Origin of the sequence: Vibrio sp. 10N.261.51.C6 (assembly GCF_041471785.1) — a bacterium.
GTDB classification, from domain to species: Bacteria; Pseudomonadota; Gammaproteobacteria; order Enterobacterales; family Vibrionaceae; genus Vibrio; species Vibrio crassostreae_C.
The window spans coordinates 70,814-96,189 of record NZ_JBFRPB010000055.1; the positions used below are offsets into that span (position 1 = coordinate 70,814).

General features: G+C 44.1%; 22 protein-coding genes. 16 read left to right on the forward strand and 6 right to left on the reverse strand.

The window, feature by feature from the left end; genetic code table 11:
* Window positions 1–71 precede the first annotated feature (71 nt).
* The 4 genes from yfaE to ubiG all read right to left on the reverse strand — a co-directional run bounded on the left by yfaE (window position 72) and on the right by ubiG (window position 5,119).
* Window positions 72–350, reverse strand: coding sequence for a class I ribonucleotide reductase maintenance protein YfaE (gene yfaE, locus AB4375_RS15160; RefSeq protein WP_010438115.1), 279 nt, complete (start codon window positions 348–350; stop codon window positions 72–74).
* Window positions 350–1,483: a class Ia ribonucleoside-diphosphate reductase subunit beta gene (gene nrdB, locus AB4375_RS15165; protein ID WP_372051910.1), complete on the reverse strand. Its 1,134-nt coding sequence runs from the start codon at window positions 1,481–1,483 to the stop codon at window positions 350–352. Before nrdB ends, yfaE begins: the two co-directional genes overlap by 1 nt.
* Window positions 1,484–1,584: 101 nt before the next feature.
* Complete coding sequence (gene nrdA, locus AB4375_RS15170) at window positions 1,585–3,867, reverse strand: class 1a ribonucleoside-diphosphate reductase subunit alpha (protein WP_372051911.1); 2,283 nt, start codon at window positions 3,865–3,867, stop codon at window positions 1,585–1,587.
* Between the two features lie 508 nt (window positions 3,868–4,375).
* Window positions 4,376–5,119 (reverse strand): bifunctional 2-polyprenyl-6-hydroxyphenol methylase/3-demethylubiquinol 3-O-methyltransferase UbiG, encoded by a 744-nt coding sequence (ubiG, locus tag AB4375_RS15175; protein WP_372051912.1) that lies wholly within the window; start codon window positions 5,117–5,119, stop codon window positions 4,376–4,378.
* A 258-nt stretch (window positions 5,120–5,377) separates the two neighbouring features.
* Between ubiG and gyrA the strand changes: the two genes are divergently transcribed.
* A complete protein-coding gene (gene gyrA, locus AB4375_RS15180) occupies window positions 5,378–8,020 on the forward strand; it encodes a DNA topoisomerase (ATP-hydrolyzing) subunit A (protein ID WP_017072500.1) in 2,643 nt (880 codons plus the stop codon).
* A gap of 169 nt (window positions 8,021–8,189) precedes the next feature.
* Window positions 8,190–8,819 carry a tetratricopeptide repeat protein gene (locus AB4375_RS15185; protein WP_017066842.1) on the forward strand — a complete coding sequence of 210 codons (630 nt, stop codon included), beginning with the start codon at window positions 8,190–8,192 and terminating at the stop codon, window positions 8,817–8,819.
* A gap of 25 nt (window positions 8,820–8,844) precedes the next feature.
* Here the strand turns inward: AB4375_RS15185 and AB4375_RS15190 are convergent, their stop codons facing one another.
* Entirely contained in the window at window positions 8,845–9,189 is a 345-nt protein-coding gene (locus AB4375_RS15190) for a rhodanese-like domain-containing protein (protein WP_017063559.1), read from the reverse strand.
* Window positions 9,190–9,314: 125 nt separating this feature from the next.
* A complete protein-coding gene (gene nrfA, locus AB4375_RS15195; RefSeq protein WP_372051914.1) occupies window positions 9,315–10,745 on the reverse strand; it encodes an ammonia-forming nitrite reductase cytochrome c552 subunit in 1,431 nt (476 codons plus the stop codon).
* Window positions 10,746–11,227: 482 nt separating this feature from the next.
* Here nrfA and nrfB point away from each other — a divergent pair, with 482 nt between their 5' ends.
* The 14 genes from nrfB to AB4375_RS15265 all read left to right on the forward strand — a co-directional run bounded on the left by nrfB (window position 11,228) and on the right by AB4375_RS15265 (window position 25,246).
* The gene (nrfB, locus tag AB4375_RS15200) at window positions 11,228–11,812 is read left to right on the forward strand and encodes a cytochrome c nitrite reductase pentaheme subunit (RefSeq protein ID WP_372051916.1); all 585 of its coding nucleotides are present in this window, start codon (window positions 11,228–11,230) and stop codon (window positions 11,810–11,812) included.
* Window positions 11,813–11,815: 3 nt separating this feature from the next.
* Window positions 11,816–12,502 (forward strand): cytochrome c nitrite reductase Fe-S protein, encoded by a 687-nt coding sequence (gene nrfC / locus AB4375_RS15205; protein ID WP_017060985.1) that lies wholly within the window; start codon window positions 11,816–11,818, stop codon window positions 12,500–12,502.
* A 2-nt stretch (window positions 12,503–12,504) separates the two neighbouring features.
* A complete protein-coding gene (nrfD, locus tag AB4375_RS15210; RefSeq protein ID WP_017063561.1) occupies window positions 12,505–13,479 on the forward strand; it encodes a cytochrome c nitrite reductase subunit NrfD in 975 nt (324 codons plus the stop codon).
* Window positions 13,480–13,646: 167 nt separating this feature from the next.
* The gene (locus AB4375_RS15215; protein ID WP_017066838.1) at window positions 13,647–15,563 is read left to right on the forward strand and encodes a heme lyase CcmF/NrfE family subunit; all 1,917 of its coding nucleotides are present in this window, start codon (window positions 13,647–13,649) and stop codon (window positions 15,561–15,563) included.
* Window positions 15,544–16,098, forward strand: coding sequence for a DsbE family thiol:disulfide interchange protein (locus AB4375_RS15220; RefSeq protein WP_017063563.1), 555 nt, complete (start codon window positions 15,544–15,546; stop codon window positions 16,096–16,098). Before AB4375_RS15215 ends, AB4375_RS15220 begins: the two co-directional genes overlap by 20 nt.
* The gene (nrfF, locus tag AB4375_RS15225) at window positions 16,095–16,535 is read left to right on the forward strand and encodes a heme lyase NrfEFG subunit NrfF (protein WP_017066836.1); all 441 of its coding nucleotides are present in this window, start codon (window positions 16,095–16,097) and stop codon (window positions 16,533–16,535) included. Before AB4375_RS15220 ends, nrfF begins: the two co-directional genes overlap by 4 nt.
* An 89-nt stretch (window positions 16,536–16,624) precedes the next feature.
* A complete protein-coding gene (locus AB4375_RS15230) occupies window positions 16,625–16,801 on the forward strand; it encodes a hypothetical protein (protein ID WP_017063565.1) in 177 nt (58 codons plus the stop codon).
* Window positions 16,802–17,050: 249 nt separating this feature from the next.
* Window positions 17,051–17,647, forward strand: a complete 597-nt coding sequence (ribA, locus tag AB4375_RS15235; protein ID WP_004733379.1) for a GTP cyclohydrolase II — start codon at window positions 17,051–17,053, stop codon at window positions 17,645–17,647.
* A 175-nt stretch (window positions 17,648–17,822) separates the two neighbouring features.
* A complete protein-coding gene (locus AB4375_RS15240; protein ID WP_372051919.1) occupies window positions 17,823–19,082 on the forward strand; it encodes an imelysin family protein in 1,260 nt (419 codons plus the stop codon).
* A gap of 111 nt (window positions 19,083–19,193) precedes the next feature.
* Complete coding sequence (locus tag AB4375_RS15245) at window positions 19,194–20,582, forward strand: di-heme oxidoredictase family protein (protein ID WP_372051920.1); 1,389 nt, start codon at window positions 19,194–19,196, stop codon at window positions 20,580–20,582.
* A gap of 158 nt (window positions 20,583–20,740) precedes the next feature.
* On the forward strand, window positions 20,741–21,802 hold the full coding sequence (locus AB4375_RS15250; RefSeq protein ID WP_372051921.1) for an imelysin family protein: 1,062 nt from the start codon (window positions 20,741–20,743) through the stop codon (window positions 21,800–21,802).
* The gene (locus AB4375_RS15255) at window positions 21,792–22,880 is read left to right on the forward strand and encodes a DUF1513 domain-containing protein (protein ID WP_372051922.1); all 1,089 of its coding nucleotides are present in this window, start codon (window positions 21,792–21,794) and stop codon (window positions 22,878–22,880) included. The genes AB4375_RS15250 and AB4375_RS15255 overlap by 11 nt, the downstream gene beginning before the upstream one ends.
* Before the next feature lie 80 nt (window positions 22,881–22,960).
* A complete protein-coding gene (locus AB4375_RS15260; RefSeq protein WP_017066831.1) occupies window positions 22,961–24,499 on the forward strand; it encodes a murein L,D-transpeptidase in 1,539 nt (512 codons plus the stop codon).
* 198 nt (window positions 24,500–24,697) lie between these two features.
* Window positions 24,698–25,246 carry a YcbK family protein gene (locus AB4375_RS15265; protein ID WP_017060953.1) on the forward strand — a complete coding sequence of 183 codons (549 nt, stop codon included), beginning with the start codon at window positions 24,698–24,700 and terminating at the stop codon, window positions 25,244–25,246.
* Window positions 25,247–25,376: the final 130 nt, after the last annotated feature.

Genomic DNA, 25,376 nt, shown 5'->3' on the forward strand with positions numbered 1-25,376 from the left:
CCTAAAGGAAGCGGACCCTTTTTTGATTCTTATTGACGATATTCGAACAAAGTGACCTAAAGCCAGCTGGCTTATGCGCGTTTTTGCTTGTTTCTATGAATAACGTTACTCAGCGATAGCTCAGTCTTTGCTTTACAGATACAAGGCAATATCTCATTACCTTGCGTGTAAGCCATAGCAAAACCAACGTACTCGACCTCACCAGAATCCAACGTGCAGCGGCAAGCGCCACAGTGACCATCTCGGCAGTTGTATTCTGGCTCTAACCCAGCTTGTTCCATTGTTTCCAACAGAGTGTTTGAAGGGTTAGATTCAATTGAAGTCAGTTTGTTGATTTTGATTGTTGGCATTACAGCTCAAATCCTTCAAAGTCGTCAGCTTTTACTTCGTTGTCGATTTGGCCAACTAGGTAAGAACTGATTTCTGCTTCTTGTGGAGCAACTTGAACGTTATCTGAAGACAACCAAGCGTTGATCCATGGAATTGGGTTCGACGTTGCTGCTGGGTAAGCCGTACCTAGGCCAACAGCCTGCATACGGATGTTGGTAATGTACTCAACGTATTGGCAAAGAATGTCTTTGTTCAGACCAATCATAGAGCCATCTTTGAATAGGTATTCTGCCCACTCTTTCTCTTGCTCAGCCGCTTCTTTGAATAGGTCGAAACACTCTTGCTTACACTCTTCAGCGATCTGCATGAATTCAAAATCATCTTGACCATTGCGTAGCAAGTTGATCATGTGCTGTGTACCAGTAAGGTGAAGGGCTTCATCACGAGCGATTAGCTTGATGATCTTCGCGTTACCTTCCATTAGCTCACGCTCAGCGAATGCAAATGAACATGCGAAACTTACGTAGAAACGAATCGCTTCTAGTGCGTTTACAGACATTAGACATAGGTAAAGTTTCTTCTTCAGGTCGTGAAGTGAAATCTTGACGTCTTCGCCGTTGATGCTGTGGTTGCCTTCACCGCAGCGGTGGTAGTCAGCCGTTAGCTTGATTAGGTCGTCGTAGTAGAAAGCGATGTCTTTAGCACGCTTCAGAATCTCTTCATTTTCAACGATGTCGTCGAATACTACGCCTGGATCATTCACGATGTTACGGATGATGTGCGTGTAAGAACGAGAGTGAATCGTTTCAGAGAAAGACCAAGTTTCAATCCAAGTTTCAACTTCTGGTAGAGATACCAATGGAAGTAGGGCAACGTTAGGGCTGCGGCCTTGGATTGAATCTAGAAGCGTTTGGTACTTCAAGTTAGAGATGAAGATGTGCTTTTCATGCTCAGGAAGCTTGTTGTAGTCGATACGGTCGCTAGACACGTCTACTTCTTCTGGACGCCAGAAGAAAGAAAGCTGCTTCTCGATAAGCTTTTCGAAGATTTCGAATTTCTGTTGGTCGTAACGTGCAACGTTTACCGACTGACCCAAGAACATTGGTTCTTTTAGCTGGTCATTTTTTTGTTGAGAAAAAGTACTGTAAGCCATAAATGCCTCAAATCCTTTAAAGACCCGCAATAAAACGGACCCTGTTAATGCTTTAAACCCAGAGAAGATAACTTCTCTGGGGTCTTAATGTTTATTGCGGTTTAGATCTTACAACCGCCGCCTTCACAATCTTCTTCCGGCACTTGAACTGCGTCGCCTTGGTCGTCTTTAGCACCATCACGAGTGTTATGGTAGTAAAGCGTCTTAACACCGTACTTGTACGCTGTTAGTAGGTCTTGAAGCAGTTGCTTCATTGGTACTTTACCGCTGTCGTAAACACTTGGGTCATAGTTAGTGTTTGCAGAGATAGCTTGGTCAACGAATTTTTGCATGATACCCACTAGGTGTAGGTAACCGTCGTTAGAACCAATGTTCCAAAGTAGCTCGTAGTTCTCTTTAAGATTTAGGAAATCTGGAACCACTTGCTTAAGGATGCCGTCTTTCGATGCTTTCACTGATACGTAACCACGTGGTGGCTCGATACCGTTAGTCGCGTTCGAGATTTGAGACGATGTCTCAGAAGGCATAAGCGCTGTTAGCGTAGAGTTACGCAGACCGTGCTCCATGATCTCTTCACGTAGAGAATCCCAATCGTAGTGCAGTGGCTCTTCACATACTAAGTCGATATCTTTTTTGTAAGTATCGATTGGCAGTAGGCCTTTCGCGTAGTTGGTCTCGTGGAAAGATGGGCAACGGCCTTGCTCTTTCGCTAGTTCAACAGATGCTTTTAGCAAGTGGTATTGAATTGCTTCAAAAGTACGGTGAGTCAGGCCATTCGCGCTGCCATCAGAGTACTTAACACCATTCTTCGCTAGGTAGTATGCGTAGTTGATTACACCTACACCTAAAGTACGACGGTTCATTGTCGACTTGTATGCAGCTGGAAGCGGGTAGTCTTGGTAATCAAGCAGTGCATCTAGAGCACGAACAACCAGCTCAGAAAGCTCTGCTAGGTCGTCCAGTTCATTGATTGCGCCAAGGTTGAATGCTGAAAGCGTACATAGTGCAATTTCGCCTTCGTCATCTTCTACGTTAGAAAGTGGCTTAGTAGGAAGCGCGATTTCTAGACATAGGTTCGATTGACGAACAGGTGCTACTTCAGAATCAAACGGGCTGTGTGTATTACAGTGGTCAACGTTCTGAATGTAGATACGACCAGTAGAAGCACGCTCTTGCATTAGCAGAGAGAAAAGCTCAACCGCTTTTACCGTTTCACGCTTCACTGAAGGATCGTTTTCGTACTTAACGTATAGCTCTTCAAAACGGTCTTGGTTTTCGAAGAACGCATCGTAAAGGCCAGGTACGTCTGAAGGTGAGAACAGGCTGATGTTGCCACCCTGAACTAGGCGAGAGTACATAAGCTTGTTCAGCTGTACGCCGTAATCCATGTGACGAACTCGGTTCTCTTCAACGCCGCGGTTGTTTTTCAGTACTAATAGAGACTGAACTTCACCGTGCCATAGTGGGTAGAATACCGTTGCTGCACCGCCACGAACACCACCTTGAGAACAACATTTTACTGCTGTTTGGAAGTATTTGTAGAAAGGGATACAGCCTGTGTGGAACGCTTCACCATTACGGATTTCAGAACCAAGCGCACGGATACGACCTGCGTTGATACCAATACCAGCACGTTGAGATACGTAACGAACAATTGAGCTTGCTGTCGCGTTGATTGAATCAAGGCTGTCACCACACTCGATCAGTACACAAGAACTGAATTGACGAGTAGGCGTACGTACACCAGACATGATCGGTGTAGGTAGAGAAATCTTAAACGTAGACGATGCGTCGTAAAAACGTTTGATGTAGTCAAGACGAGTCGATTTCGGGTATTTAGCGAATAGACACGCAGCAACTAAAATGTAAAGGAACTGAGCACTCTCGTAGATTTCTTTCGTTACACGGTTTTGCACGAAGTATTTACCTTCGAGCTGCTTAACCGCTGCGTAAGAGAAGTCTAAGTCACGTTTGTGGTCGATGTACTCGTCAAGCTCTTCGAATTCAGCTTTCGTGTAATCTTCCATAAGGTGGCTATCGTATTTACCCATATCAACCAGTTTTGCAACGTGGTCATACAGTGCAGGCGGCTCGTATTCGCCGTACGCTTTTTTACGTAGGTGGAATACAGACAGACGTGCTGCTAGATATTGGTAATCAGGAGTCTCTTCAGAGATTAAATCCGCTGCTGACTTGATGATAGTTTCATGAATGTCAGTAGTGGTGATGCCATCGTAAAACTGAATGTGAGCTTTCAATTCTACTTGTGATACAGAAACATTGTGCAAGCCTTCAGCTGCCCATGTAATCACGCGATGGATCTTCTCTAGATCGATCGTTTCTTTGCGCCCGTTACGCTTGGTAACAGTAAGTTGTTGGTTCATTCTGCTTAATTTCCCTAACAAAACTGAACAAGGCCGTGTTTTTGTGTGTTTCTGTGTAATTTTTGTAAATTACGTTTCGGCTTTGTGATCTTGGTCTACCCATATATTGTAGTTCAAACACAACATATAGGGGTCATTTGTTTGTTGGGTTACAAGATAGTGCTACAACTGATATTTTTCAAGGTAAAGAAATGGGGTTGCTTGTGGATAAGTGGTGGATTGAAAAAAAACTGTAAGTGACCACTAACTGATGAGGTTATATGTGACTTGATTGTATAAAAGTCGGCTTTTAATGATGCTTTATTTTTGCACGCCCATAAAAAAAAATTCCTTGATCTTTGGCCAAAATGGGCGATTGATTTTAGGCGATTAAATTTAAATCGAGGTGGTCAAAATGGAAGCTAGCGCACGAAATTTAGACTGAAAAAAGTCGCAAAGTTATGGTAATTGCAACTCTTTTCATTCGTATTTTTTACAAAAGGTTTTACGGTAGGGCTACCGATATTTTTTAGCCAAAGTTTCGCGTGTGGACGATGTAGTTTACGTCTACATTTGTGCCTAAACGATAAGTGTCCGTAAGAGGATTGTAGTGCAGCCCTGTAATCCCTAGTTCTTGCAGCGGAGTGTTATCGACCATCTTGATAAGTTCAGCAGGGCGAATGAACTTCTCGTGTTCATGAGTGCCTTCTGGAACGATCCTCAATAGCTTCTCTGCACCAACAATCGCAAACAAGTAAGATTTGAAATTACGGTTTAATGTAGAAAAGAACACGTGGCCGCTCGGTTTCACCAATTTCGAACAGGCAGTGATAACAGATTGTGGGTCAGGAACGTGTTCAAGCATTTCCATGCACGTTACCACATCGTACGTCTGTGGGTTCTGTTCTGCGTGGTCTTCGATAGTGCTCTGGATGTAATCGAGCTTGGTGCCCGTTTCTAATGCGTGAAGGCGCGCGACTTCTAGCGGTTCTTTACCCATGTCTAGGCCAGTGACTACTGCGCCCTCAACAGCCATGCTTTCAGCCAAAATGCCGCCACCGCAGCCAACATCGAGGACTTTCTTACCAAATAAACCTTCGGTCTTTTCTAGCACGTAATTTAGGCGCAGTGGGTTGATTTGATGTAGAGGCTTAAACTCGCCTTCCAGATCCCACCAGCGCGACGCCATGTCTTCGAATTTTTTGATTTCTGCTGGGTCTACGTTCTGTGATTTAGTCATAATCGGCATTTCCAAGTTAAATAATGCATCCATGAAATTGCAGGCATTATAACTTGCCTTTTCGCTCTGACCAGAAGATCTACAATTTTGCTAGTTTATTGGATGTAAAGTGACCATGTTTCAGCAAGATATGATGCGGAGGTGCAATTTCTCATCAATTGATTGGCTACAAGGGTCACAAGATGGTAAAAGGAGAGGGAAAGTGATGCCTCCGTAGGTAAATTTGTGTTATATTTTTCGGTCTTATACGTATTCAAAAATACGATCTGACTATAGAGGGAAAATGGCTCTATGAGCGATCTAGCGAAAGAGATCACGCCCGTAAATATTGAAGATGAGCTTAGAGGTTCATACCTAGACTACGCGATGTCCGTCATCGTTGGTCGTGCCCTTCCAGATGTGCGTGATGGCCTAAAACCTGTACACCGCCGCGTTTTGTTCGCGATGAATGTACTAGGTAATGATTGGAACAAACCATATAAAAAGTCTGCTCGTGTAGTAGGTGATGTAATCGGTAAATACCACCCACATGGTGATAGTGCTGTATACGATACTATTGTTCGTATGGCGCAACCGTTCTCACTGCGTTACATGCTAGTTGATGGCCAAGGTAATTTTGGTTCTATCGATGGCGACTCCGCGGCTGCAATGCGTTATACCGAAGTTCGTATGGCGAAAATTGCTCACGAGCTCCTGGCTGACCTTGATAAGGAAACTGTGGATTACGTACCGAACTACGATGGTACAGAACAAATTCCAGCAGTACTTCCTACAAAAATTCCTAACCTATTGGTAAACGGTGCTTCTGGTATCGCAGTAGGTATGGCTACCAACATCCCACCACATAACCTTGGTGAAGTTGTTGATGGCTGTTTAGCATTTATCAATAATGAAGATATCACTATTGATGAGCTAATGGACTATATCCCTGGTCCTGACTTCCCAACAGCAGCACTTATCAGTGGTCGTAAAGGCATCGTAGATGCTTACAAGACTGGCCGCGGTAAGGTTTACATGCGTTCAAAAGCGGATATCGAAGTAGAGAAGAATGGTAAAGAAACCATTATCGTTACTGAGATCCCTTACCAAGTAAACAAAGCTCGTTTGATCGAGAAGATTGCTGAACTGGTTAAAGATAAGAAAGTAGAAGGCATCAGTGCACTGCGTGACGAGTCTGATAAAGACGGTATGCGTATTGTTATTGAATGTAAGCGTGATGCAGTAGGCGAAGTGGTTCTTAACAACCTATACGCTCAAACTCAACTGCAAACGACTTTCGGTATCAACATGGTTGCGTTGAATAACGGTCAACCACAGTTGTTTAACATCAAAGACATGCTTAAGTGCTTCGTAGACCACCGTCGCGAAGTTGTGACTCGTCGTACTATCTTCGAATTGAAGAAAGCACGCGACCGTGCACACATCCTTGAAGCATTGTCTCTAGCACTTGCTAACATTGATGAAATCATTGAACTGATCAAGAGCGCGCCAACACCAGCAGAAGCTAAAGTTGGTTTAGTGTCTCGTGGTTGGGATCTTGGTAACGTTGCTTCAATGCTTGAGCGTGCAGGTACTGACGCAGCTCGTCCTGATTGGTTAGAAGACCAATACGGCATCCGCGATGGTCAATACTTCCTAACGGAAACACAAGCACAAGCAATTCTAGAACTTCGTCTTCACCGCCTAACTGGCCTTGAGCACGAGAAGATTCTAGACGAATACAAAGCACTTCTAGAAGAGATCGCTGAGCTAATGCACATTCTTGCAAGCACTGAGCGTTTGATGGAAGTTATCCGTGAAGAACTTGAAGCAGTACGTGAAATCTATGGCGACGAGCGTCGTACAGAAATCACAGCGGCAGTTCATGACATCGACATGGAAGAGCTGATTGCTCAAGAAGACGTTGTAGTAACGCTTTCTAACGCAGGTTACGTTAAGTACCAAATCCTAAGCGACTACGAAGCTCAGCGTCGTGGTGGTAAAGGTAAGAGTGCAACTAAGATGAAAGATGAGGATTACATTGAGCGTCTGCTTGTTGCTAATACTCACGATAACATCCTATGTTTCTCTACTCGTGGTAAGACATACCGTCTGAAAGTTTACCAACTGCCATTAGCAAGTCGTACTGCTCGTGGTAAGCCTATCGTTAACATTCTTCCTCTAGAAGAAGGTGAGCGTATCACGGCTATCCTGCCTGTTTCTGAGTTCTCTAACGAGAAATTCATCTTCATGGCAACGGGTGACGGTACTGTTAAGAAGACATCACTGGATCAGTTCGCAAACGTACGTGCTAACGGCCTAATTGCAGTTAACCTACGTGACGATGATTCACTGATTGGCGTTGACATCACTAACGGTGATAGCGACATCATGCTGTTCTCTAAATCGGGCAAAGTTGTTCGCTTTAACGAGGACAAAGTACGTGCAATGGGCCGTACTGCCTCTGGTGTTCGTGGTATGAAGCTTCCAGAAGACGATCAAGTAGTATCGTTGATTGTTCCTTCTAACGAAGGCGATATCCTAACTGTGACTCAAAACGGTTACGGTAAGCGTACTGAACTAGCTGAATACCCAACGAAAGGCCGTGCAACGCAAGGTGTGGTTTCTATCAAAGTCTCTGAACGTAATGGCCCAGTTGTTGGCGCTGTTCAAGTTGAAGAAGGCGACGAAATGATGATGATCACCGACGCAGGTACGCTAGTACGTACTCGCGTTGCGGAAGTGAGCCAAGTTGGTCGTAACACTCAAGGTGTAACACTGATTCGTACTTCTGACGACGAGAACGTTGTAGGTCTACAACGTATCGACGAAGTAGAAGAAGCTGAGGTTGTTGAAGGCGAAGCTGAAGTAGCAAACGCTGAAGCAGCAGTCGTTTCTGAATCAAGTGAAGAGCAAGCATCAGACGCTTCTGATAGCGAGCAAGACACTGAGTAATCTTTCACTTCTATAAATAGAAGTTGAGACAAAAAGCCGAGCCATTGTGCTCGGTTTTTTATTACCTAGAATTTGGCTGTGACTTGTTTAAAAGCCAATAGCTAAACCTCGATCAATATTGTTTTAGTGAGAAAAAGGTACAGTAAAGCGTCAATGAAAGGAGAATGGAATGGATATCTGGTTACTGATTGCTTTGCTGCTAATGAGCCTATTTCTAGTGGCAATCGTGATCGCATCAAACAGAAAAACCAGTCATCTTAAAGGCAACCTCCTTATTTCATGTGTGGCGATATTAGCCAGCATTCTGGTTTGGTCTCAGATGAAACAAGAAGCCCCTCAACTTACTTCAAGTGACGACAGCAGCTATACAGCAACAGATTTCCAAAATGAACTTCAGCAGAGCCTGGAGCAAGACCCTAATCAATCAGACCTTTGGTTTAAGCTTGGTGGTGTTTATATGCAGAAAGGGGAGTTTGATGCTGCATTTACCTGTTACGACTATGCGATTCGTTTAGACCCACAGGCGCCTTCAGGGCTTTATGCAGCTAAAGCGAGCGCCTTGTATTACCTAAGTTCACAGGCGATGAGTGATGATGTGAAAGTGCTCTTAAATCAATCCATGGAGCTTGATCCCAACGATCGTACGGCATTGATGTTGATAGCGACCGATCACTTCATCAGTATGCGCTACCAACAAGCGATCGATGCTTGGACTCAAATTCTCGATTCTAACCAGAAAGGCATTGATCGTGTCTCTATCATCCATTCGATCAACCAAGCTAAGCAAATGATCCGTTAAACGGGCACTATCTGTAATTTCGAGATTATTTGCTTTCTTGCATCTCAATTAAACCGCCAGCGTTGTGGATCTGTGTAAACCCTTGAGCTTTCAAATACTGGTAAGCTTGTCCTGAGCGGTTACCACTGCGGCAATACAAAACGATAGGTTGAGCTTTGTCTATGCTGGCAAAGTGCGTAGCGACTTCAGAAAGAGGGTAGTTAATCGCATTGTCCAGATGACCTTGCTTGAACTCTCCTGGTGTCCTGACATCAACGACCAGCGCACCTTCCTCAATCATTTCCCACCCTGTTTCTGCTCGTTCTGAGGCGTGAAGTCCTGAACTTGTTAATGCGATGCATAATGCCGAAAGCGAAAGTAAGTGCTTCATTCTTTGTTCCTTGAATTAGCTAAAAGGTAATGTGAAATTGGGACGGTTGAGTGCGCCCAAATCTAAAAAACCAGCCACACCTTTACAGTGTGACTGGTTTTATCTTATTGGTCTATTTGAAGGAACTAGTATTCGTAGTTAGCTTCACGCTTTTCAGCTTGCTCTTCCCACTTAGGAACCACGGTGTCTAAGAAGTGTTGCTTCTCAGCATTCATCTTATCCATGTCCATTCCTAGCGCTTTCTGAGCGGCTTCTTTGGTTGAGATATCTGGAATCTCGATTGGATCGGTAATGCCTTTCTTCGCAAGTAGACGAACAATCTTAGTTCGCGCGTCTGCTGCGCGGTCAACCGCCGTTCCAAGAACCTCTAGGGCTACTTCAGGCGCGTGCATGTGAACACCATGAGATGCGATAGCGTAGTCCCAACGCCATTGCGCATGACGAATATCTTGTAAGATAGGTGCCATCTCTTGTTCTGTTGCGCCTGCTTCCCATGCTGCGCCTGCTTCAAAGTGAGCGGCTACGATTTGTTTCTCAGCGGTCAGCTTCATGTTTAGTACTTGAGCTTTGCGGCTTGAAACGATGTTACGCATGGTCTCTTTAGATTGAGTATGGCAGTTAGCACAAGTGTCTTCGAAGCGGTCAAACGGGTTACCTACTTTATGGTCGGTGTAAACGGTACCGTCTTCTTTCGTCACTTTAGGCATGTGGCAGTCAACACAAGCGACGTTGTTCTTACCGTGAATACCTTCACGCCAAGTTTCGTAACCTGGGTGCTGAGCCTTTAGCATTGGTGCTTTAGAGACTTTATGTGTCCAATCTTTAAAACCAATCTGATCGTAGTACTCTTCCATCTGTTCAACACGCGTCCCTTTATCCCAAGGGAATTTCACACCTTTTGTTGGACCCGTGAAGTAGTATTCCACGTGACACTGAGCACACACAGAGGCTTGCTGATCAAAGCGACCTTGCTCTTCGAAGTTCTTCCCAATCGCATCGAACGCACGTTCAACATAAGGACGAGTGATCTTTAGTGCAGGTTCGCCATTTTTAAAGCCTTCACTTTGAGTATCGTGACAGTCGGCACAACCAATTGGATTGACTATCTCGCTGCCAAGACGAGCCCATTTACCTTCAAAGTAGCCGTCTTCACTACGCTCTTCAATAACGCGTGCTACGTCTGGGCTTTTACAGCTCCAGCACGCCATTGGCATTGGGCCTGAATTTTCGTCGGTTGGTCCGCCAGTACGCAGGGTTTGTCTTACATCATCAACCGCATAAAAGTGGCCGCGGGCTTTGTTGTAGTCTTTCGCGAAACCGTAGCCCGCCCATAGAATAACCATGTTTGGATCTTCTTTTAGTGCGTCTTCAATGGCTTCGCTCTCTGACGTTTGTCTCCATGAATGGTATTGATTTGGGTGGTTTTGCTCGAACTGGTCGTTACGAGGATCACCAATTTCTTTTTGTTCAGACGCAGCAAAACTGGTCGCGCTTACTAGTGATGCGCTAACCATTAATAATGCTGTGACGGAATTACGTATCCAATGCTTTTTCACAGTGATATCTCCAATATACTGATTTTTATACCAAGCGTTGTGAGTTTGCTATTCAAATTAAGAACTGGAGAATTGCTGTTTATATTAATTCATAAATAAACACATTTTGTTACGTGTCGGATGTTTGCTTGTTTTAGATCAATTAATGACAGTGACTTCAATCACGTTGAAGTTTATATAGCCCTAAAGGGGTATGTGGACATCAAGTTAGACTGGTCTTATTGAGAATTATTATCATATATAACAAACAATTACCCGACATGCCCTCACTATAAATAGGGTGATTGTGTTCACATATTACCCTTTGTATATTTCGCTTTACCTAATTAGGGGCATATTCTAAATATAGAAAGCGTTGTGGCTTATCCAAAATAAGAATTGATATCATTTAAGCGGTAATAATATCGTTTAAGGGTACTTTTGTTTAACCGGAATATTATTTAGTTGAGAGTTAAATAATGCCGGTATAAGGAAAGGATAAAATGGGCAATATTAAATTGGCCATAGTCATAATGCTTAAATCCCTTCTAGCATTCTGCCTCTATGGTTATTCCATTCATGCTGTTGCAGAGCCTGCTGTTACGCCAGTAGGAGAGTCAACAAGACATGAAGTCGAATTAATACGTGACAAAGATTACAAGTGTGTCCAATGCCATAAAGATTCTAAAGAAACGGTATTTGGTTCACATGGTGAGAGTGCGCACGCTTTGCTTGGCCGTGAAGTGAATTGCACAGATTGTCATAGTTCTATTGGCCCCGATCACCGTGATGGTGCACCTGAGGTGGTGAAGTATCGCGCGGCTCAATCACAACCCGGAACCGAAAAGGTTTTCCTCGATCCTAGCTTAATCCTAGATGCCAACAGCCAATGTATAGATTGTCATAAGTCTGATGATCTGCGCGAAGCGAGTTGGACTCATGACGTACACGCACAAAACTTAACGTGTTCAAACTGTCACGATGTGCATGCGAGTGAAGCGAAGGTGCTTGGCTTAGATAAAAAGCAAACCATCAAGCTGTGTGTGGATTGCCATTCAGACTTCAACCAGAAGAAAGAAGGGGAGTAATCTATGAGCTGCTCAAGAAGAAACTTTTTAGCTGGCGCGGGTGCCGTTATTTTCACAACTGGTGTTGCAGGTACTGCAGCGGTTACAAGCCGCAAAACGCTGGCTAATGTTCAGGAAGATGGCACCAAGCGTTACGGAATGGTTCATGACGAAACCGCTTGTATTGGCTGTACTGCTTGTACTGAGGCGTGTCGTGAAGTAAACAAAGTGCCTGAAGGCGTATCGCGCTTAGAAATCATAAAGAGCGAACCTCAAGGTGAATATCCAAATGTTGATTACCGTTTCACTCGTAACTCTTGTCAACATTGTGATAATGCACCTTGTGTGATGGTTTGCCCAACAGGCGCCGCCTATAAAGATGAGAAGACAGGAATTGTTGATGTACATAAAGAGAAGTGTGTCGGCTGTGGTTATTGCCTGCTAGCTTGTCCATATCAAGTGCGCTTCTTCCATCCTAAGAATAAGTCGGCCGACAAATGTAACTTCTGCCGCGATACCAATCTTGCGCAAGGTAAATTACCTGCTTGTGTTGAATCTTGCCCTACCAATGCGCTGATATTTGGCGACTTAAATGACCCTAAGAGCGAGATAAACCAGGTACTTAAATCTGAAGTGGTTTACAGAGATAAGGCTTATCTAGGTACTCAGCCAAAACTCTATAAAGTGCCACACCAAAAAGGGGAGATTTGATTATGAGTGCATGGGATACAGCGTTTCAATCAGGTACCGTGGTTTGGGACTGGATCATTGCTATCTATCTGTTTTTGGCGGGTATGTCAGCGGGTGCAGTGATGATCTCGATTTACCTTAAGAGAAAGGTGATTGAGGACGATCCAGCGAATAATGGTGTATTAAAGGCAACGGCTTTTCTAGCACCATTCGGGATCATCTCAGGTTTATTGATCTTGGTTTTCCACCTGACGAAACCACTATCATTTTGGAAGATCATGATCTTTTATAATCCGACGTCAGTGATGTCGATGGGTGTGATCTTATTCCAAGTGTATATGGTGATCCTATTTGTTTGGATCGGCATTATATTCCGAAATCAGATTGCCGTATTCTTGAGTGATCAAGCATGGTTAAAAGGGCGACTCGATTTTGTCAGTAACTGGATTGGCAAATTAGAATCTTTTGAGAATGTTTTTGAAATATTCTTAGCTGTGCTTGCGCTATTACTTGCGGCTTACACTGGCTTCTTACTCTCTGCGCTAAATACCTTCCCAATGCTGAATAACCCAGTGTTGCCGATATTGTTCTTATTCTCGAGTTTATCCTCGGGAGCGGCGGCATGTATTTTATTTGGTGTGTTGGTCTTTAAGGAGTCTCCGCATAGTGCGAGTATTTCTTGGATCCACGGCTTCGAACGTCCTGTTGTTATGTTTGAACTGTTTGTCCTTGTTACTTTCTTCACTGGGTTGATATTTGCTGGTGGTCAAAGTGAGCAGGCAGTATGGAACGCGATTGGCGGTGGTTTCTGGGCAAGTTGGTTCTGGTATGGCGTAATTGGTGTGGGTATGGTTTTACCCTTGTTGCTTAACGCCGTGACACCAGCATCGGTTCGCCATAGTACTGTGTATATTTTCTCTGTTACTTCATTGAGTCTGATGGGCGTATTAATGCTAAGAACGTTTGTCCTTTATGCAGGACAATTAACGTTAGCTTAATTTCGCTCAAGGTTATAAGTGAGTGGATGTTGGATACTAAACATCTGCTCACTAAATTTCTTTTCGCTGAGTAGCAATAGCTAGTTGAGTTACATCAGCTAGTTGAGCAATCAATGCCAATAATGGTTTAACTTGGTTCTGCTTAGGTAGAGCCTGATTGAGGTGATATGGTCGGTTCTTTGGGGCTGTTTAGTTTAATTTTGGTCGCTGTTCTCAGCAGCATTATCGCTGTGTATTCGATGTATCAAATGCTAACTAAACAAGCACAAAATGTGGCTTTAATTCGCAGTTTCTCCCTCTCTAGCGCTTTGTTTTCCATTGGCGCTATCGTTTTACTTGGCTATGCCTTTGTAGGTGACGACTTTTCCATCCTCTATGTTGCAGAACACTCCAATACTCAATTACCCACCTTCTTCAAAATGGCCGCTGTGTGGGCTGGACATGAAGGCTCATTGCTATTTTGGGTCTTAACCATTAGCTGTTGGTCGGGTGTGATTGCCCTACAAAAGCAATATTCTTCTGAGTATCAGAGCCGCGTATTGTGGGTGATGAATGTGTTACTCGCGATATTTGCATGGTTTACCTTATTTGCTTCGAACCCATTTGAACTGAATTCGACCTTGCCACTTGAAGGGCGTGACCTTAACCCAATGCTGCAAGACGTTGGTTTGATATTCCATCCGCCTCTGTTGTATTTGGGTTATGTTGGTTTCTCTGTGGTCTTGGCATTTGCTGTGGCCGCTTTGCTGGTGGATCCGATTGAGTTCGATTGGGTCGCTCATTGTCGCAGTTGTTGTTTGGTCGCTTGGATCTTTTTAACCGCAGGGATCATTCTTGGTTCTTGGTGGGCATACTACGAGTTAGGATGGGGTGGTTGGTGGTTCTGGGACCCGGTAGAAAATGCCAGCCTATTACCTTGGCTAACATCAACCGCTCTATTGCACAGTTTGGGTGTTGCTAAAGGCAAGCAACAGTTGCTGAAGTGGTCACTTAGCCTTGCTTTCATTACGTTTTGTTTAAGTATCCTCGGTACTTTTATTGTTCGATCTGGCGTCCTCACTTCCGTTCATGCTTTTGCTGTTGACCCAACCAAAGGTATCGCGCTGTTGCTGATACTGGTTTTGGTGTTAGTGAGTTCGTTTTCTCTTCTTATTGTTCGTGGTGAATCTTTCGAGTCGAATCCAATCACTAGCTTTGCGAGTAAAAGTTTTTTGAGTTTAGTGGCGGTACTTATATTTGTACTGGGTACGGCGGTGGTGGTGTTTGGTACCTTCTACCCAATGGTTTTTGAATTACTTGGCCTTGGAAATATCTCTGTGGGCGCACCTTACTTTAATCTTCTTATTGCGCCATTGGCTCTGCTTGCGATGGGAGTGATAGGGTTAGCGCCATTGCTCAGTATCAAACCTCAAGCGTCGAAAGGTGTGATTGGAATTATTGCCTTATTGTCTCTCTGTCTTGGCTTTGTAACTTATGTTTTGCAAGTTGAAGCGATCCAAGTGATGGTGCTAATGACATGGTCACTTGCGTTTTGGGTAGCCCTGACTCATGTTTACGGCTTAGCGGTAACGCGCAACTCTAAGTTTCAACGCAAAGTATGGGTGATGACGTTGGCGCATGTGGGTGTCGCAGTATTAGCGATAGGTGCCGCGATGAACAGTTACCATTCATTTGAGCGAAGTTACAAATTGAGCCCAGGTGAAGAGGTTGAGTTTATGGGCTGGACGCTCTCTCATCGTGATACCGAGCTCTATGTCGCCTCCAACTTTACTGCAGAAAAAGCGATACTCGAATTAGATGCTAGCGAGCAAAGCTTTTCCATCGCGCCAGAAAGAAGACACTACCAAGTTCGTGTTATGAACATGAGTGAGCCTGCAATGAAGTGGTTCTGGCATGGCGATGTTTATATCACCATGGGCGAGAAAGTCGATTCCACCGCTTACGCATTTCGTGTTCAGTATAAGGCGTATGCGCGCTGGATCTGGTTTGGTGGGCTGTTCTCCATTATCGGCGCTTTGCTCTCATTGACTCATCGTAAAAAGAAAACCGTTAAGGCGTCACAGTATGCATACCAGCGTTCGTAACAAGCTAATTACTCTAATTGCCTTAGCATTGATTGTGGTGCTGGGATTTGTCTTTGCGCTTGATAATAAGCAGCAGTCGACCATTGTGTCTGAACAACAAAGGGCATTTCCAGAATTTACATCGACTGCGTTAGTGAATAGTGAAGGCGTCAATGGTCAGCAGAAAATTACGCTTACTGATGTCACGCAGCACCCTTATCAACTGGTTAATGTATGGGCATCTTGGTGCGGGATATGTAAAACCGAACATTCATTTTTGCTTCAACTTCACGATAAAGGCATTCCCATCGTTGGGCTTAATTATCGAGATAACTCTGGGGCTGCGATTAACGTGTTATCGAACGATGGCAACCCGTACTCAACCGTGATCAGTGACCCTCAAGGCAAGTTAGCATTAGAGTTGGGCGTAATCGGCACACCTGAAACGTATTTGGTTGATGCCAATGGCCAGATCATTAAAAAGCTATTGGGCGTGATTAATGAAATGGTATGGAAAGATGAGCTTGCGATGTATTTTGATGGTGTGAATGGATGATGAAGTCTCTAGTACAAACCTTGTTTATGCTGTCAGCTCTTTTAGTGATTAGCCTTTCAACCATGGCTGAAGATCTGTTTACTGCCAGTAATAAAGAGACGAGTATTCAAGTTGAACTGTTTGAGTTTGAAAACCCAGAACAACAGCAACGTGCTATTAGCTTGGCGAAAACGTTACGCTGCCCACAATGTCAAAACCAAAATCTGATTGAATCCAACTCACCAATAGCAAAAGACTTACGCCTTGTTGTGTTCAATATGGTGAAAGCAGGGAAGAGTAATAATGAGATTACTCGATATATGACGGAAAGATTTGGTGAATTTGTACTTTATAAGCCGGCGATGAAGGTTTCAAATCTATTACTTTGGTTGCTACCGAGCCTATTATTTCTCTTATTTATATATTTATCAGTAAAAAGTGTTAGGAAGAGCTCATAAAAATTGTGTATTACTGTTTACCAATTGACCTGTATTTTGTAACATTGACCGATTATAAAGGCTAAGCACTGCTATATAAGGATGTATCTGTGGATAACGTAATCTCAAATTTAAAGAAAGAGTTCCATACTCATGTCCGATCTGATAAATGGGCAGAAAAATACAGTGCAAAGTCGAGCATTTCTACGCTTACTCAAGAAGAGTTAACCGAATTAGAGAACGCTTGGGTTCAGCTTGTCATCTGGAAGCAAACTCAAGTAAGTTGATCGTTCTGTAAAAAATCGTAGTCTTAGCCGCAACTGATTAATTTATAACCCCATGTTGGTCATCCCAATGTGGGGTTTTTTCTTATGTGAAAAATAATTGTTATATTATAACAATTTGTACGAGGTCGACCTTGAAAAAAATTGTTAACAGCCTCATAGTGTCTATCATTAGATAGTTAGCTACAAAATATTGCCTAGACATATAATGTAGTGTTGTTAAATACATCGAATTTTCAAGTGAGTATAGCTATGGCGGAAGTGCGTGCCAGAATAGATTTCAAAGTAGGGGTAACAAGCAGTATAGATGCTGAACTTCTGTCTTTTCATGGATTGAAAACAGATAAAGAGCATGTTGCTGTGATATTTAAATCAGCAGACAAGACACAAGACATACCTCTTGTTCGTATGCACTCTGAGTGCCTGACTGGTGATGTTTTCCATTCTTCTCGCTGTGACTGTGGCGAGCAGTTAGACGAAACCATTAGAATTATGGGTGAGACGGGTGGGGTGATCCTTTACTTACGCCAAGAAGGTCGTGGTATTGGTTTATACAATAAAATCGATGCATACCGCCTGCAAAGTGAAGGTATGAACACTTACGAAGCCAATAACCATCTAGGTTTCGGTGACGATTTGCGTGATTTTACTGAAGCGGCAGAAATGCTTCGTGCTTTAGGAACCACAAAAATTCGCCTAGTCACTAACAACCCAAAGAAAATCAATGAGCTGAAATCTTTTGGTATTGAGATTGAAGAAGTGGTGAACACCTCTGCTCATGTTAAGTCGGGTAATGAAAGCTACCTGAAGGCAAAAGTCTCACACGGTAAGCATAATCTGGATATCTGATTAGCCTCTTTGTTGCGCTTAACATAAAAATGTTTAAAGACCTCACATATGTGAGGTTTTTTGTATTTATCTTGCAATAAAATTGTAAGTTTGTATTATTCCAATCCGTAGTGCAAATGATAATGGTTTGCACTATTACTACGAATAATAATTTAAAGCTCAACAAGGATGCTTCATGACTATTAAATCTTTAGTGACAAAAGCCGTAACTTCGTCACTCCTTTTTGCCTCTGCTTCTTCTTTCGCAGCAGTAACTCAAGATCAAGTTGTAGAACATTACGCAGATATTGCTCATGCCGTGTTTGCAGATTCAGTAATTACAGCAAAAGCGTTGAACTCTTCTATTGATACCTTCTTAGCTTCTCCTTCTGCTGGCAACTTCGAACAAGTAAAACAAGCTTGGCTTGAGTCTCGCGTACCATACCAACAGTCAGAAGTTTTCCGCTTCGGCAACGCTGTTGTTGATGATTGGGAAGGCCAACTGAACGCATGGCCACTTGATGAAGGCCTGATTGATTATGTTTCGACTGATTACCAATATGAACTTGGTAACGAAGGCGCTAGCGCAAACATCGTGGCTAACAAGACTTTCCAAATTGGTCAGACTACCGTTGATGCAACCAACATCACCCCTGAGCTAATCGCAGACTTGAACGAGATCGGTGGTTCTGAAGCGAACGTCGCGTCTGGCTACCACGCAATTGAATTCCTACTTTGGGGCCAAGATTTAAACGGTACAAACAGCGGTGCAGGTGAGCGTGCTTACACTGATTTCGTTGTTGGCGCTGAGTGTACTAACGGCAACTGTGACCGTCGTGGCGCATACCTAAAAGCATCTGCTGAGCTACTTATCCAAGACCTAGAATGGATGGAAAAGCAGTGGGCTGAAGGCGAGAAAGGTAACTACCGTCAAGAGCTTCTTTCAGAATCTAGCGAGAATGGTCTTCGTAAAATGCTGTTTGGCATGGGTTCACTGTCTCTAGGTGAGCTAGCGGGTGAGCGTATGAAGGTTGCACTAGAAGCAAACTCTACTGAAGACGAGCACGATTGTTTCTCTGATAACACGCACAACTCTCACTACTACAACGAGCAAGGCATCTACAACGTTTACACGGGTCTATACAAGCGTGAAGACGGTACTCTGCTTTCCGGCCCAAGCCTGTTCGACCTAGTAGAGCAAAAAGATGAGCAAGCTGCGAAAGAGATTCAAAAGCAGTTTGACCTAGCACGTGCACAAGTAGGCGAATTAGTAACGTCTGCAGAGAAAAACAACCAGCACTTCGATCAGCTAATCGCTGCTGACAACGCTGCGGGTAATGCACTAGTAAACAAAACAATTGTTGCGCTAGTGTCTCAAACAGCGGCTATTGAGCGTGCTGCGGGTGTGATTGGCATTGATAGCCTAAACCCAGACACAGCGGATCACGAGTTCTAAGAACCCGAGCCGACACAAATGTAAGGGCTCTGATTGAGCCCTTAATTGTTTGATCCTCAAGAAAGCCACACCCACATAAAAACTAAAATCAAAAACACAGCAAGGCAATGTATGAAGTCGTATCTCTCAGCCTCACTATTAACCGCACTGTTTTTCGTATCTCCATTACACGCTCATGAAACCTACTCTGGCGGCAAAACGACCGTGAAGAAAGAAGGAGCGAACGCTTTTTCTCTTCCCGCAGCCAATCTACCAATGAGTAAGCGCTTGGATTTCAGCGTAGGTAATAGCTTCTTTAGAAACCCTTGGGTTCCTGCACCGTCATCAACCGATGCTCGTGATGGGTTAGGACCACTATTTAATACTAACGGCTGTCAAAACTGCCACATCAAAGATGGTCGTGGTCACGCGCCAGAAGAAGGAGATGAGAACGCAGTATCCATGTTGGTTCGTTTAAGCATTCCGGCTGAAACGCCTGAGCAGCGACAAGCCTTCATTCGAGATGGTGGAATTCCAGAGCCGACGTACGGCGGTCAGCTACAAGATTTTGCGCTTCAAGGTGTAAAACCAGAGGGCAAAGTGAACATTAGCTACACGGATGTTCCTGTTGAATTCAAAGACGGCACCGTCGTTACTCTGCGTAAACCCACTTTAAATATTACTGAACTTGCTTTCGGCGAGATGCATCCTAAGACCGAGTTTTCAGCTCGAGTGGCGCCGCCAATGATTGGTCTTGGTTTGCTTGAAAGTATCCCACAAGAAACGATTCTTGGATTTGCAGAGCAGCAATTGGCAGACAAACAGGGCGTGTCGGGTAAAGCCAACTATGTTCTTGATGTTCAAACCAATGAAATGGCGCTAGGTCGTTTCGGTTGGAAAGCCGGGCAGCCAAACTTAATGCAGCAAAACGCGGCGGCATTTAACGGTGACTTAGGCCTGACAAGCAGCTTATTTCCGAACGAAAACTGCACATCAGCTCAATCAACCTGTGATGATTTTCCAAATGGTGGTGAACCTGAAGTCAGCGATAATATCCTAGATTTTGTTGAGTTCTATTCGCAGCATTTGGCGGTTCCAATTCGTCGCAACGTTGATAAGCCTGCGGTTGTTCAAGGTAAAAAACTGTTTAAAGCTATTGGTTGCCAAAGTTGCCACCAAGCTGAAATTCGCACAGCAGAACGTGAAGGCTTACCTGCGTTGTCTAAACAGCTAATCAGCCCATATACCGATATGTTACTGCACGATATGGGAGAAGGCTTGGCCGACAATCGCCCAGAGTATCTAGCAAACGGTCAAGAGTGGCGCACCACGCCATTGTGGGGATTAGGCTATACCAAAGAAGTGAATGGTCACACCTTCTTACTTCATGACGGTCGTGCGAGAAATGTTATGGAAGCGGTACTTTGGCATGGCGGTGAAGCAGAAATGGCGAAACAAAACGTTTTAGATCTTAGTAGCAGCGAGCGTGAAGCGTTATTGGCGTTTTTAAACTCGTTATAAGCTGAGTTGAATTCAGTTTAGTTAACGGCTAATGACTTAAGAAAGCCGCTATTAAACCACTTAGCGCCGCTGAACTTGTAGCAATACGAGGCCAGCGGTCGTTTCGCATTTAATGAACTCATATAATTAAAAGAAAAATTAGGAAGTAAGGTAACAGCATGACACATAAATTTTTGTTAATGCCTTTGTCGGCATTAATTATGGCAGGCTGCCAGTCATCGGGTGAGCAAACGGCTTCATCTGAGGTTAACGGTGTCTCTTATCAAGCAGACACGACTGCTCATATCAGCCGTAGCGTGTATCAACAAGAGTTTGATTCAGCCGTGCTATTCGCTAAGCAAGCCGGTGAGCTGGAAGTCTTGATGCAGGGTTACTGTGAAACCAACAATATTGAGCTGGATGCGTTGGAAAATCAGTGGCAGCTCACCATGAACAGCTGGATGGCACTGCAAGGACAAGAAAGAGGCCCAACATCGGCATTGGAACAGAGCTGGAATGTTCAATTCTGGCCAGACAAAAAGAACACGACGGGTCTTAAGATGCGTCAGTTAACTCAGCAGAACAAAGCTTGGACTCAAGACGAAATCGCGCAGCAGAGTGTGACGGTTCAAGGGCTAGGTGCGTTGGAGTGGTCTCTGTACGACGAGCAATCTCCATTGCTTCAAGACAAAGCTTCAGGTTGTCTATCTTCACAAGCTATCGCACAAAACCTGGCGATGAAATCGGCCTCTATTGCTGAAGCTTGGCAGGTTAACCCGTGGTTAGCACTGGACGAGATGCGTTGGGAATCGGAGTACATCGCTTTGTTGACCAATCAACTTGATTACAGCATGAAAAAACTGAGTCGTCCGATGGCTAAAATTGGTCATCCACGCCCTTACTTCTCGGAATCATGGCGCGCTCAAACCTCAATGACTCAGCTGAAATCGAACGTAGCGGCGCTAGAGAAATTGTACTTAGCAGATGGTAATGGTCTTGATGGTTTATTGAGAGAAAAGGGCTTAAATGACCTTGCCGATCGTGTAGCTGCCCAGTTCACGCTAACCTTAGATACTTGGCCTACAGACTCTAGCTTGTTTACTCTATTACAGAGCAAAGAGGGCTACCGAGAGGTGCTGACTCAATACAACAAACTAGAACGTTTGAAGTACCTGATTCATGAAGAAGTAGCGATAGAGCTTGGCGTGGTAATAGGATTTAATGCTACCGATGGTGACTGATAATACGAGAAGATCGTTACTCAAGGCTGCACTGGGTTGTGCAGCTGTTCCATTGCTTCCGTTTGGGTGTGCGACTCGAAAGGATGGGGTGAGTGCGTCGAACGATCCCCAACTGATTGGCTGTACGCTTAATGGTCGTGGTCAATATTCTGCAGTTGTGGCTGACGAATTTGGCATGCCACTGAGCCAGCTACCTATCCCTGAGCGTGGTCATGGCGTCGCAATCTGCCCAACCTCATCACATGCGGTGGTTTTTGCCCGTCGTCCTGGTGACTATTTTATGGTGTTTGACTACAAAAACGGTCAGCAGATCAAAATGGTGGTGAAAGGTAATAACCGCCACTTCTATGGTCATGGCGTTTACTCATTAGATGGCACACTATTGTATGCCACTGAAGGGAAAATCGACACCAGTCAAGGCGTGATTGGCGTTTACGATGTCGCGCAAGGCTATCGTAAGGTCGAAGAGTTCACTGGTTTCGGTATCGGCCCACATGAAGTGATCATCATGCCGGATGGTAATCTCGCGATCGGCGTTGGTGGCGTTCATACTGATGGTAGAACACCGAAAAACCTCGATTCGATGCTGCCGAGCTTGAGTTATGTTTCTCCTGAAGGTGTGTTACTTGATCAGGTTGAATTGTTGGATAAGAAGCTGAGCATTCGACATTTAGCCCATGATGGTGCTGAAACGGTACTTTGTGGCCAGCAATATCGTGGTGAACCAGATGAGTATCCTTCGCTATTGGCGATGCATACTAAAGGCGGCCAGTTTGAATCACTGAACGCAGAGCCTGAGCAATGGGCAAGGTTCAATCACTATATCGCCAGTATTGCGGCGTCAGACGATTGGATTATTGCGACTTCGCCAAGAGGCAATTGCTACGGTATTTGGTCGAAAGAGACCAAAGAATTAGTAGAACTGTCTGCATTATCTGACGCTTCTGGTGCTGTGCTGTTTGATGGTGAGTTTCGATTAAGCTCTGGGGCGGGCAGTGTGGTTAGCCAGCGCAAGCCTTATGAGAAATCAACTCAGCAATCATCGGTCCAGTGGGATAATCACTGGAGTGCAATTTGATTCATAAATCCCTTAAAAAATAACATGCTTACTCCCGTTTCTTTGCCATACTTATGGAATTGTTGGTGACGGAGTTAAGCATGTTAGCAAAATACTTCTGTGGATTATTGGTGTTAGTTTCCGTGCATGCATGGAGCTATGCGAGTTCTGACGAGAGCCGTTTCATTCCGGCGGAATCAGAACTCTCTTTCATGCTTATATATCCAGAGCTCACACAGAGTATCTATCAAGACACTTCTCTGCCTATCCTTTGGGATTCTCCTGAGCTGGTTAAAGCGTTTGAGTTCCAATTGTCGCTTCTTGAACAAGCGCAAATGGCACCACTCTTCGAGCGACAACTCAAGCAAATCCGTCACTATCAATCCCATGCTCAATGGCAAGAGTTGGACATATTACTTACCGATACTTTTATCTACTACCTGAGCTACGTTGAAAATGCGCCGCTTGCCGGTAAAGATTGGTACTTCTCGGGCAAGTTGCATTCCAAATTACCTGCGCCTTCTCCGCATATTCTGATGAGCTTAAAAAGCAGCGTTGCCAATGATTACTTATTGGAGATGGTGTTGTCTTACGCGCCGCCTGTTGGGGATTTTGACCAATTCAAAGCAACCTATTCGGTGTTAGAAACCGCCTCTGAACTCAATATTGAACGATATAGACAGAAAGGTTTGAAGCGCTTGGGTGACGAGCTTTCAGACAAGACGGTTCTTGTTGAGCGCATTGCTTTGGTTGGTGTTGATACCTCGATGATCGCGGTCGATTTTCCCAAGTTCGATCGAGATCTGCAAAAGGCGATTAAATCTTTCCAACGCATGCACGGTCTTACGGATGATGGGATCATCGGGCCAGACACGATCAAATGGATCAATATGGGCTTTGATGATCGACTTACTTCCCTAGCATTGAACGCCGAGCGTGCCCGCTTATGGCCAAGAAATAGAGACTCACTGATTGTGGTGAATGTACCTAGTTTTGATATGAAGTATTGGGAAGATGGGGAAGAGGTTTTTGAATCTAAAGTTGTGGTTGGGAGAAAATCGAGAAAAACACCACTCTTAGAGATAAAGCTTGATTCGGTTATCTTAAATCCGACTTGGAACGTGCCATGGAAAATCATGGTTAAAGATATCTTACCTAAAGTAAAAGCCGACGAGAGTTATCTTGAAACACACAATTTTCAAGTGATCGATGGTTGGCGTTCGATGGAAACTGTCGATACTACCGAGATAGATTGGCAAACGATTAACTTTAACTCTTTTCCTTATCGAATGCGCCAGCAAGCAGGCTCTAGTAACGCATTGGGTTTGTATAAGTTCAATACGCCCAACAAGCGAGCCATCTATCTCCATGACACCCCAAGTAAAAGCTTGTTTAACGATGACTTCCGCGCCTATAGCTCTGGTTGTATTCGTGTTGAGCATGCCGAGGAACTCGCGGAGTTGTTATTTGCGACTAAGGTAAAGAAAGTGCCGAATCAGGATGATGAACTTGCGCCCAATACTAAGGTTCGTCTCAAGAAGCGAATTCCAGTGCATATCATTTATCAAACCGTGTTGTTTGAAGAAGGAGGCATACAATACCGCGGTGATATCTACCAATATGATAAAGAGGGCGGTTGATTGAAATATGGTCAAGAAAGGTGATCTTGACTGAAAAATGACAACCAAGCTTCTATTGATAAAATTATAATGAGTATCAATAACTAACCGTGCAAAGGTTACAAATACTAACGTTTTGCACGGTTTTTGTACGTTGACGCAGCAAATTCCATTATGTATCGTGCATTTTTCGTTCGATCTAATTGGTTTTTTTGCTGTATGTCTCAAAGTTTATTTTCACGCCGTCAGTTTCTGACTTACGCTGGTGGTACTGCTGTAGTCGCCTCTCTTACTCCTTCTATCGCTTTCGCTTCATACCCGGATCAACCAAGAACGATTAGCATGAACAATCTTCACACTGGTGAACGATTAGAGACTTGTTATTTCGATGGCACTAACTATGTTGGTGACGAGATGGCACGCCTTAGCAAACTGTGCCGTGACTTCCGCCGCAATGAGATTCATCCAATGGATAAGAACCTGTTTGATCAGATCACTCAGATTCAAAATGTACTGGGTATTCAAAAAGAAGTTCAAATCATCTCTGGCTACCGCTCTCCAGCAACCAACGAAGCGTTGCGCTCTAAGTCGAGTGGTGTCGCTAAAAAGAGCTATCACATGCTTGGTAAAGCGATCGATTTTCGTATCGATGGTGTTGATTTAAAGGAACTGAGAGACGTAGCTAAAAGTCTGCAAGCAGGTGGTGTTGGTTATTACGCTCGTAGTAACTTCATCCACATTGATACTGGTCCAGTTCGCAGCTGGTAGAGCTAAGCTGAGTTATTGAGTGATACGGTAGGCACTTGTCAAAGTAGACATCCAATGTCATAGTTTGCCCAAATTTCAGTTTGTTCTAATAATTCGGTTTATTGCTGCTCAGTTTGTTGCTGTTTAGTTT